Origin of the sequence: Sphaerisporangium melleum (assembly GCF_014646695.1) — a bacterium.
Lineage (GTDB): Bacteria > Actinomycetota > Actinomycetes > Streptosporangiales > Streptosporangiaceae > Sphaerisporangium > Sphaerisporangium melleum.
Genome location: NZ_BMNT01000016.1, coordinates 93,146 through 102,845 on the forward strand (window position 1 = coordinate 93,146; position 9,700 = coordinate 102,845).

The 9,700-nt window shown below is 74.4% G+C and carries 9 protein-coding genes; 4 read left to right on the forward strand and 5 right to left on the reverse strand.

The genetic code is table 11. The features are described from left to right. Positions 1 to 209 precede the first annotated feature (209 nt). The 4 genes from IEY93_RS39350 to IEY93_RS15950 all read right to left on the reverse strand — a co-directional run bounded on the left by IEY93_RS39350 (position 210) and on the right by IEY93_RS15950 (position 3,010). Entirely contained in the window at positions 210 to 974 is a 765-nt protein-coding gene (locus tag IEY93_RS39350; protein WP_189163840.1) for a DUF3618 domain-containing protein, read from the reverse strand. Next, entirely contained in the window at positions 971 to 1,396 is a 426-nt protein-coding gene (locus tag IEY93_RS15940) for a phage holin family protein (RefSeq protein WP_189163841.1), read from the reverse strand. The genes IEY93_RS39350 and IEY93_RS15940 overlap by 4 nt, the downstream gene beginning before the upstream one ends. A 68-nt stretch (positions 1,397 to 1,464) precedes the next feature. Continuing rightward, positions 1,465 to 2,463, reverse strand: coding sequence for a DNA topoisomerase IB (locus IEY93_RS15945; protein WP_189163842.1), 999 nt, complete (start codon positions 2,461 to 2,463; stop codon positions 1,465 to 1,467). Positions 2,464 to 2,578: 115 nt separating this feature from the next. Beyond that, complete coding sequence (locus IEY93_RS15950; RefSeq protein WP_189163843.1) at positions 2,579 to 3,010, reverse strand: SPW repeat protein; 432 nt, start codon at positions 3,008 to 3,010, stop codon at positions 2,579 to 2,581. A 344-nt stretch (positions 3,011 to 3,354) separates the two neighbouring features. Here IEY93_RS15950 and IEY93_RS15955 point away from each other — a divergent pair, with 344 nt between their 5' ends. The 4 genes from IEY93_RS15955 (at position 3,355) to IEY93_RS15970 (ending at position 9,363) form a co-directional block, all read left to right on the forward strand. After that, on the forward strand, positions 3,355 to 4,665 hold the full coding sequence (locus IEY93_RS15955) for a lysine N(6)-hydroxylase/L-ornithine N(5)-oxygenase family protein (RefSeq protein WP_189163844.1): 1,311 nt from the start codon (positions 3,355 to 3,357) through the stop codon (positions 4,663 to 4,665). Further along, positions 4,662 to 6,380 carry an ABC transporter ATP-binding protein gene (locus tag IEY93_RS15960; RefSeq protein WP_229691174.1) on the forward strand — a complete coding sequence of 573 codons (1,719 nt, stop codon included), beginning with the start codon at positions 4,662 to 4,664 and terminating at the stop codon, positions 6,378 to 6,380. The genes IEY93_RS15955 and IEY93_RS15960 overlap by 4 nt, the downstream gene beginning before the upstream one ends. Positions 6,381 to 6,444: 64 nt before the next feature. Beyond that, complete coding sequence (locus IEY93_RS15965; RefSeq protein ID WP_189163845.1) at positions 6,445 to 8,235, forward strand: ABC transporter ATP-binding protein; 1,791 nt, start codon at positions 6,445 to 6,447, stop codon at positions 8,233 to 8,235. A 54-nt stretch (positions 8,236 to 8,289) separates the two neighbouring features. Continuing rightward, positions 8,290 to 9,363 carry an iron-siderophore ABC transporter substrate-binding protein gene (locus tag IEY93_RS15970; RefSeq protein ID WP_189163846.1) on the forward strand — a complete coding sequence of 358 codons (1,074 nt, stop codon included), beginning with the start codon at positions 8,290 to 8,292 and terminating at the stop codon, positions 9,361 to 9,363. Between the two features lie 87 nt (positions 9,364 to 9,450). On the opposite strand, the gene IEY93_RS15975 is transcribed toward IEY93_RS15970, so the two are convergent. Then, positions 9,451 to 9,657 carry an MbtH family protein gene (locus IEY93_RS15975; protein WP_189163847.1) on the reverse strand — a complete coding sequence of 69 codons (207 nt, stop codon included), beginning with the start codon at positions 9,655 to 9,657 and terminating at the stop codon, positions 9,451 to 9,453. Between the last annotated feature and the right edge of the window lie 43 nt (positions 9,658 to 9,700).

Here is a 9,700-nt window from a genome sequence, read left to right on the forward strand (position 1 = left end):
GGATGGGCGGCGGTCCGCGCCGTCCCGCGGAAACGGCGGCGCCGGGCGGCGCCGATCTCATCCTCCGCGGGGCACGCCCGCGACGAGGGCGGCGACACGCGCCGCATGACCCGCCGTTTCCGCGCTCATCACCGCTCCAGGACCGTCCCGGCGGCCCCCTTCGCCCACCGGGCGTCCGGCCCGGCCGGCACGGGGGCCGTCGTCCAGGCTCAGCCGCGCCGGCCGGACGCGCGGGCCCGGGCTCGCCGGGCGGCGTGCCAGGCCTGGTGCGCGGTGCCCGGGCGGACGCGCCGCTGGGCCCAGGTGAGCAGGCCGACTCCGGCCATGGTGGCGGCACCCGCGGCGATGATCATTTCTGGGCGGCGTCGTGCCTGCTCGGAGACCTGCCCCGCCATGTCCTTGAGCCGGCCGGGAGCGGTCTCGGCCGACGGGCCGGCGGCCCCCGCCTCCGTGCCCGCGCCGGACGGGCGGGAGCGGCCGCCGCCGCGCAGCCGGTCGGCCATCCCGGCGGCCTTCTCCTTGGCCGCGGTCCTGGTCTCGGCGATCTTGCGCTGGGCGCGGGATTTCACGTCGACCTTGTGCGCCAGGGCCTCGACCGTACGGCCGAGCTCCTCGCGGGTGCGCTCGATGTCGTCGCGCAGCCGGTCGGCCTCGGCCGTGCGGCCGTGCCCGCTCCGGCCGTCCGGCGGCGCCTGGGCGGGTCCGGTCGCGACACTCCCGGCTCCGCCTGGTTCGCCGGACTCCTCCGGTTCCGCGGCGGCCCGGACGGGGGTGCCGGCGAGCCCCGCGAGCGGGTCTCCCCTGCCGTGGCTGACCACGGGCTTGACGTACGGCTTGTGCGGCGCGTGGACCTCGGGAACATTGAGCGAGGGCCCGGCGGACTCCGGCGTCGCCGTCCCCGGCTCCTGGCGGTGCAGGCCGACCTCGCCCGCGGTGGGGCGCTGGGTGGCGCGGAGGATGGGATCCTCTGTCATCGGTGTGCACTCTCCTTCACGGCGTCGACATCGGCCTTGATGCTGCGCAGGGTCTCCTTGGGAAGCGGCGGCGCGGCCTTTTTCACCTGGCTCTTGCCGGCCAGCGCGAGCACCGCCGCGACGACCAGCAGCGCCACGCCGACGACCAGTGCGGCGATCCAGGGCGTGAGCACCTGGGCCACCAGCAGGATCAGCGCGGCGGCCAGCGCCCCGCCGCCGTACAGCGCGACGACCCCGGCTCCGCCGAACAATCCCGCGCCGAACCCCGCCTTGCGGCCCTTGGTGGTGATCTCCAGCGTGGCCAGGCGGATCTCGTCCCTGACCAGCCGGGACACGTCCTCCGACAGGTGCCTGACCAGCTCCGCGGTCGAGCGGGAGTCGTATGGGTTCGCGGCCGGCCGCAGGTCCTTCAGTTCGGTCATGGCGGTGTCCCCTTCCTTGCTCTCGGCTTGCGTGTCCCGGCACCGGGGCCGGCGCCGGCCGGGAGTTGCTATGTGCGGCGGAGCAGGCCGATCACGGCGCGCTCGACCTCGCCGTGCGTCGCGAGCCGGCCGAAGCCGACCCCGGCGCCGAGCCGGCCCAGCGCCCGCTCGATGGTGCGTCCCCGCTCGAAGGCCTCGATCACCCGGGGATCGACGTAGGAGGCCCGCGCGACGGCCGGGGTGTTGCCCAGGTAGTCGGCGACCTCGTTCATGACGCGGCTGACCGCCCGCTTGCGGCCGGTCCGGTGGTGGGCCCGCAGGGAGACGGCCAGGCCCACCGCCGCCAGCACGGTGGCGTGCCAGGTGCGGAAGTCCTTGGCCGTGACCTCGAAGTCCATGGTCTCGCGCAGGTAGGCGTTGATGTCCTCGCTGCGGACGTCCACCCAGGTGGACCCCTCCTGGTAGCGCAGCAGTTCCCCCTCGCCGCCCTTGCGGCGCAGCGTGGTGACGATCTCGCAGACGTCGGCGTCGACGAGCCGGACCTCCCTGAGCTTGCCGCCCTTGGCCGGGTAGGCGCAGACGACCTGCCCGTCGCCGCAGCGCACGTGCTCGGTGCGCAGGGTGGCGAGCCCGTAGGAGTCGTAGGACTCGCCCCCGACGCGGAAGAAGCCGATGTCCAGCATCCGGGCCGCGGCGGCGAGGACGCGGTCGCGGGGCAGGCCGCGCCGATCGAGGTCCTTGCCGACGCGTTCCCGGAAGGCCGGCAGACGTGCGGCCATCCGGCACACCCGGTCGAACTTCGCGCGGTCCTGCTCCTCCCGCCACACGTCGTGGTAGCGGTACTGGCGGCGTCCGGCGGTGTCGGTGCCGACGGCCTGGATGTGGCCCTCGGCCTCGCGGCAGATCCAGACGTCATGCCATGCCGGTGGGATGGCGAGAGCCCTGATCCTGTTCAGGGTGCGCTCGTTGCGCACCGGCCGGCCGTCCGGCCAGTGATAACTGAATCCGCGTCCCCGGCGCCTGCGGCGGATGCCCGGTTCGGCGGGGTTGCTCTGACGCAGCTCCACCACGACCCCATACCCGGCCTGAGCGTGGCAAACGGCCGGGCGGCCTGTTGCGGGCCGCCGGGCCGCCGCGCGAAACGGCGCGGAGGGTGCGGCGCCGCACCCTCCGGCCGCCGCTCTAGTGGCGCATCGGCATCGGCATCTTCCGGCTGCCCACCGCCATGGCGCCGAGGCCGAGCAGCAGGATGACGATGCCGGTGACGACGTTGTTCCAGATCGAACCGGTCGTGGCGGACCGGATGACCCACGGGGAGATGATCGTCCAGATCCCCAGGATCGGGGCGATCCACGTCAGCCCGTACGTCCTGCCGAACGCGGACGCGAACCCCAGGGCCAGGGCGGCCAGGGCGAGCCCGGTGACCAGGTTGCTCACCGACAGCCGGGATAGGCCGTTGAATCCGACCACCCACGGGGATATCGCCAGGTAGAGGCCTGCCAAGAGCGACAGCCCATCGATCACCTGCGCCCCCATGCTGGAGCTGGCCCGCTCGTACTTGGCCCGCATCGCCACGATGTCGGGGTGCGCTTCCAGGCCGGTCGGTCTAGTCATGACCTCACCGCCTCCTGTTTTCCTTCGCGGAACGGATCAATTTCGCCATACCCGTCAAGAAGGCCAGGGTCACGGTGACCTGGGCAAATAATTCCATTTGTCGCATTCGATCATCAGATCGGACCCGACCAGAAGATCACCCATGACCGCCTCGCGCGCGGGACGCCGGTGACCCCGGCCGCACCGGGAGAGGCCCGGACAGAGCTTGACAGCCATGGAGGCGCGATGATTACTTAGGCATGCCTTACCTAATTTAGGTTAGCCGTGCCTAATCTTTGCCTCCGCATCACCCACGACGCCGATCGCACGAACGGAAGGACCGCGCGCATGAAGGAGCGGACGACGTGACCCACGTCCACGATCTGGCCGGCATCGGCTTCGGCCCGTCCAACCTCGCCCTCGCGGTCGCCCTGTCCGAGCGGGACGGCGCCCCGCTGGACGCCGTGTTCCTGGAGAAGCAGCCGCGCTTCGGCTGGCACCGGGACATGCTCATCGACGGCGCCACGATGCAGGTCTCCTTCCTGAAGGACCTGGCCACCATGCGCAATCCGCTGAGCCGCCACGGGTTCATCAACTACCTGCACGCCAAGGGCCGGCTGGCCGACTTCATCAATCTCAAGACCGTCTACCCGACCCGGGTGGAGTTCCACGACTACCTGTCCTGGGTGGCCGCCGACTTCGCCGGCCAGGTGCGGTACGGCGCCGAGGTCGTCACCGTGCGGCCGGTGCAGGACGCGGACGGCGTCGTGCGGCTGCTCGACGTGGTCGTCCAGAGCGGCGGCCCGGACGGCGAGCTCACCACCTACCGGGCCCGCAACCTGGTGGTCGCCGCGGGTCTGCGCCCCGCGCTGCCGGAGGGAGTCCTCCCGGGGGCGCGGGTGTGGCACAGCCGGGAACTGCTCTCCCGGCTGGCGGCCCTTCCGGCCCCGCCGCGCCGGTTCGTCGTGGTCGGCGCGGGGCAGAGCGGGGCGGAGGTCGCCGAGCACCTGCACACCAGATACCCGCAGGCCGAGGTGTGCGCGGTCTTCGCCCGCTACGGCTACAGCCCGGCCGACGACAGCCCCTTCGCCAACCGTATCTTCGACCCCGCCGCGGTGGACGACTTCTACGACGCCCCCGAGGGGGTGAAGCGGATGCTGCTCGGCTACCACGCCAACACCAACTACGCGGTCGTCGACCTGGACCTGCTGCGCGAGCTGTACCGCCGGGTCTACGAGGAGCGCGCGGCCGGGACCGAGCGCCTGCGCGTCATGAACATGTCCCGCGTCGGCGAGGTGCGCGAAGAGGACTCCCACGTCACCGTGACCGTGCGCTCGCTGGCGACCGGCCGGGAGGAGCGGCTGCGGGCCGACGCCGTGGTGTACGCGACCGGGTACCGCCCGGTCGATCCGCTGGACCTGCTCGGCGCGGCCGGGGCGTACTGCCTGCGCGACGAGCACGGCGGCCTCCAGGTGGGACGCGACCACCGCGTGCGCACCGGCCCCGGCATGCGATGCGGCATCTACCTGCAGGGCGCGACCGAGCACACCCACGGCATCACCTCCACGCTGCTGTCGACCACGGCGGTCCGGGCGGGGGAGATCGTGCGGTCGATCACCGGCGCGGCGGCCCGCCCGCCCGTCCCCGCGGCCGCCTCCCCGACGGCCGTCACGTGAGCGGCTCCGGTGCCGGGCCGATCGGCGCGCCGGGGCGGGAGGTCCTCCTTGGCGCCGTCCGGGGACAGCGGCGGGACGTCGCCCTCGGAGCGGTCCTCGGCGCCGCGCACCAGACCGGTGAGGCGCTGGTCCCGGTCCTGATCGGCGTGGTGATCGACCAGGCCGTCGCCGGGGGCGACGCGGGGGCGCTGGCGCGCGGGCTCGCCGTGCTCGCCGTCGTCTACGTGGGCCTGTCGTTCGGCTTCCGGTTCGGCGCCCGGGCCGGCGAACGGGCCGCCGAGCAGGCCGCCCACACGCTGCGGACGCGACTCGTGCGGCGTGTGCTGCACCCCGGTGGCGGGGCCGAGCAGGGCAGGCTGCCCGGCGCGCTGGCGACCATCGCGACCGAGGACGCCAAGCGGGTCGGCGCCGTCGCCATGGCGGTGATGGCCGGGACGTCGGCGCTGGCGGGACTGCTGGTCGGCGCCGTGGTGCTGCTGCGGATCTCGGTGCCCCTCGGCCTGGTGGTCCTGCTCGGCACCCCGCTGCTGCTCTGGCTCGGGCACCTGCTCGGCAAGCCCCTGGAGCGCCGCAGCGAGGCTGAGCGCGAGCGCGCGGCGTACTCCTCCGGCGTCGCCGCCGACCTGGTGACCGGGCTCCGGGTGCTCAAGGGGCTCGGCGCGGAGCCGGCGGCCGTCGCGCGCTACCGCCGTACCAGCCGTGACTCGCTGGTGGCGACCCTGCGGGCGGCCCGGGCCGAGGCCGCGCAGAACGGCGTGGTGCTCGCCCTCACCGGATGCTTCATCGCGCTCGTCGCGCTGACCGGCGGGCGGCTGGCCGCCGAGGGCCGGATCAGCCTGGGCGAGCTGGTCTCGGCGCTCGGGCTCGCCCTGTTCCTGCTCGGCCCGCTGGAGGTGTTCGCCTGGGTCAACGCCGACCTCGCCCAGGGACGGGCCTCCGCGCGGCGCGTCGCCGAGGTCCTGGCCGCGCCGCCCGCCGTCACGGCGGGCGGCGCGCTGCCACCGCGCATCGTGCGGGGGGCGGTACGGCTGCGCGGGGTCGCTCACGGCGGGCTCCGCGAGGTGGACCTGGAAGTGGCGCCCGGCGAACTGCTCGGCGTGGCCGCCACCGACCCGGCGGACGCGACGGCGCTGCTGCGGTGTCTCGGCCGCCAGGCCGACCCCGGCACCGGGACGGTCGAACTGGACGGCGTCTCCCTGCGTGAGCTGGACCCGGCCGACGTCCGCGCGGCGGTGCTCGTCGCCGAGCACGAGGCGGACCTGTTCGAGGGCACCCTCCGCGACAACGTCGCCGCGGCGATGCCGGGCGACGCACCGCCCGGCACGCTGGACCGTGCGATGGCCGCGGCCGGCGCGGACGAGATCGCCCGCGCGCTGCCCCGCGGCGCCGACACGGTGGTGAGCGAGCGCGGACGCTCGCTGTCCGGCGGCCAGCGGCAGCGCGTGGCCCTCGCCCGGGCCCTGGCCGCCGACCGCCCGGTGCTGGTCGTCCACGACCCGACCACCGCGGTCGACGCGGTCACCGAGGCGCGCATCGCGGCCGGGATCCGCGAGCTGCGGCGCGGGCGCACGACGATCCTGCTCACCACCAGCCCCGCGCTGCTCGCGGTGACCGACCGGGTGATCCTGCTGCACGAGGGCCGGGTCGGCGACGCGGCGACGCACGCCGACCTGGTACGGCGACACCCCGGGTACCGCGCGGCGGTGCTGTCATGACCCGCGCGGCCGGCCACCGCCGCTCCCCTGCTCTGTCGTGCACGACCGGCCGGAGGCGGGGGCGATGAGCGAGGAGACGCCGTCAGCGGAGCGGGTGCTGCTCCCCACCGCCGGCGCGGCGCGAACCTGGGCGGCCGCTCGGGAACTGGCACGACCGCACCGCCGTCTGGCGATCGGCGCCTTCGCGGCGCTGGCCGCGGCCACGGGCGTCGGCCTGCTCACCCAGCCGCTGCTCGGCCACATCGTCGACCTGGTCGCCGAGTCGCGTCCGCCGCAGGCGCTCACCGTGCCCGCCGTCGCGCTGGTGCTGGTCGCCATCGCCCAGGGATCGGGCACCGCGCTCGGGCTGTCGCTGGTGTCGCGGCTCGGCGAGTCCATGCTCGCCCGGCTGCGTGAGCGCTTCGTCGAGCGCGCCCTGCGGCTGCCCCTGGACCAGGTGGAGCGGGCCGGGTCGGGCGACCTGGTCGCCCGGGTGACCGGGGACGTCTCGCTGGTGGCCGAGGCCGTGCGCACCGCCCTTCCCGAACTGGCCCGCTCGCTGCTGACCATCGTGCTGACCTTCGGGGCGCTCGCCGTGCTCGACTGGCGGTTCCTGCTCGCGGCGCTGCTGGCGGTGCCGATCCAGGCGCACACCGCGCGCTGGTACGTGCGCAACGCCGTGCCGCTGTACCGCCGGCAGCGCGTCGCCGACGGGGTCCGGCAGCAGCGATTGCTGGACGCCATCGGCGGCGCTTCCACCGTGCGGGCGTTCCGGCTGGAGGACGAACACGCCAGGCGGGTGACCCGGAGCTCGTGGTCGGCGGTGGAGCTGACCATGCGGGGCGTGCGCCTGGTGCTGCGGTTCTACAGCCGCCTGCACCTGGCGGAGTACACCGGCCTGGCGGCGGTGCTGGTCGCGGGGTTCCTCCTGGTGCGCTCGGGGTCGGCCTCCATCGGGACGGCGACGGCCGCGGCGCTGTACTTCCACAGCCTTTTCGCGCCGGTCAATTCCGCGCTCGTCCTGCTCGACGACGCGCAGTCGGCCGCCGCGAGCCTGGCCCGGCTGGTGGGCGTGGCCGACCGGCCCTCCGACGAGGGGCCGGAGGCGTCCGGGGTCGCGGCGCAGGCAGTGCGGGAGAGCGGCGGCCTGAAGGAGCCGGCCGTCACGGTGCGCGGGGTCCGGCACGCCTACGAGGCCGGACGGCCGGTGCTGCGCGGAGTGGACCTGGTGGTCGGCCACGGCGAACGGGTCGCCCTCGTCGGCGCCACCGGGGCGGGCAAGACGACGCTCGCCAAGCTCATTGCCGGCATCCACCGGCCGACGGCGGGCTCGGTCCAGGTGTCCGCGCCGGCCGGGCCCGGGCCGGCGGTGGTGCTGGTCACCCAGGAGGTGCACGTCTTCGCCGGGCCGCTCGCCGGCGACCTGCGGCTGGCCCGGCCGGATGCCTCCGACGGCGACCTGCGCGAGGCCCTGGCCCGCGTGGACGCCCTGACCTGGGTGGACGCGCTGCCCGAGGGGCTGGTGACCGTCGTCGGCGACGGCGGGCACCGCCTCACCGCCACACAAAGGCAGCAGGTGGCCCTGGCCCGGCTGATCCTCGCCGACCCTCCCGTGGCCGTGCTCGACGAGGCCACGGCCGAGGCGGGCAGCGCGGGGGCCCGCACGCTGGAGCGGGCCGCCGACCGGGCCCTCGCGGGCCGCACCGCCCTGGTGGTGGCCCACCGCCTCACGCAGGCCGCGACCGCGGACCGGATCGTCGTCATGGAGGGCGGCCGGATCGTGGAGTCCGGCGGCCATGACGAGCTGCGCGCCGCCGGCGGGCGCTACGCCGCGCTCTGGGAGTCCTGGTCGGACGCCCGTTCCAGCACGCCATGACCTCCCCAGCCCGCAATCCACCGACCATCCCGACGACACGATCGAGGACCTTCGATGCTCCGTTCCACGAGAGGCGCCCGGCTCGCCGCGGCCTTCGCCTCCGCCCTGCTCCTGTGCGGCGCCCTCGCCTCCTGCGGCTCCGGCTCCGGCACGGCCGGCGACGCGGCCTCCTCCGCGCCCGGCGCCGCCGCACCGGAGGGCGGGTCCTTCCCGGTGACCATCGACCACAAGTACGGCGCCACCACCATCGCCTCCCCGCCCAAGCGGGTGGTCACGGTCGGGCTCACCGACCAGGACGCCCTGCTGGCCCTCGGCACGGTGCCGGTCGCCACCACCGAGTGGATCGGCGGCTACCAGGGGGCGATCGGCCCCTGGGCCGCGGACCGGCTGGGCGGCGCCGCCGTCCCCGCCGTGCTCAAGGACACCGGCACCGGACCACAAGTGGAGAAGATCGCCGCGCTGGCCCCCGACCTGATCTTCGCGGTGTACTCGGGGCTGACCAAGGAGCAGTACGACATGCTCTCCAAGCTCGCGCCGGTGGTGGCCCAGCCCAAGGAGTTCGCCGACTACGGCGTGCCCTGGCAGCGGCAGACCGAGATCATCGGCAGGGCGCTCGGCAAGGAGACCGAGGCGAAGAAGCTGGTCGAGGGCGTCGAGGCCGAGTTCACCGCCGCCAAGGCCGAGCATCCCGATTTCGCCGGGGCCACCGCCGTAATGGCCACCCCCTACGAGGGGATCTTCGTCTACGGCCCGCAGGACAACCGCTCGCGCGTGCTGTCCGCGCTGGGCTTCGCCCTGCCGTCCGGCCTGGAGCAGGCCGTCGGCGGCGCGTTCGGCGCCAACATCAGCAAGGAGCGCACCGACCTGCTGGACACCGATGTGCTGGTCTGGATCGTCGCCGACCCGGCGGCGGACGCGGCCAAGCTGCACAAGGACAAGCTGTACGCCGACCTGAACGTGGTGAAGCAGGGCCGCGAGGTCTTCGTCAAGGAGACCGGCGACTACGGCAACGCCGTCTCGTTCGTCTCGGTGCTGAGCCTGCCCTACACCCTCGACCGCCTGGTGCCGCAGCTCGCCGCGGCCGTCGACGGGTCCACCGCCACCGAGGTCACCCAGCCGGCCTCCTGACCCTGTCCCGCCCTCTACGGAAAGGGGCCGGGCCGCGAAGCGAATTCGCGGCCCGGCCCCTTTCGCCGTCTCACGCCGCCGGCGTGATCAGGCCTGCTGCTCCCGCAGGCTCCTGGGCCGCAGGTCGGTCCAGTTCGCCTCGATGTAGGACAGGCACTCCTGCCGGGCGGCGGGCCCATGGACCGGGGTCCAGCCTGCCGGGACCTCGGCGAAGTCCGGCCACAGGCTGTGCTGCCCCTCGTCGTTGACCAGCACGGAGTAGACGCCGTCGGGGTCGTCGAAGGGGTTGGTCATCTCGTTCTCTCCTTTGTCGGGGAAGTGCGGAACATCGGGCGGG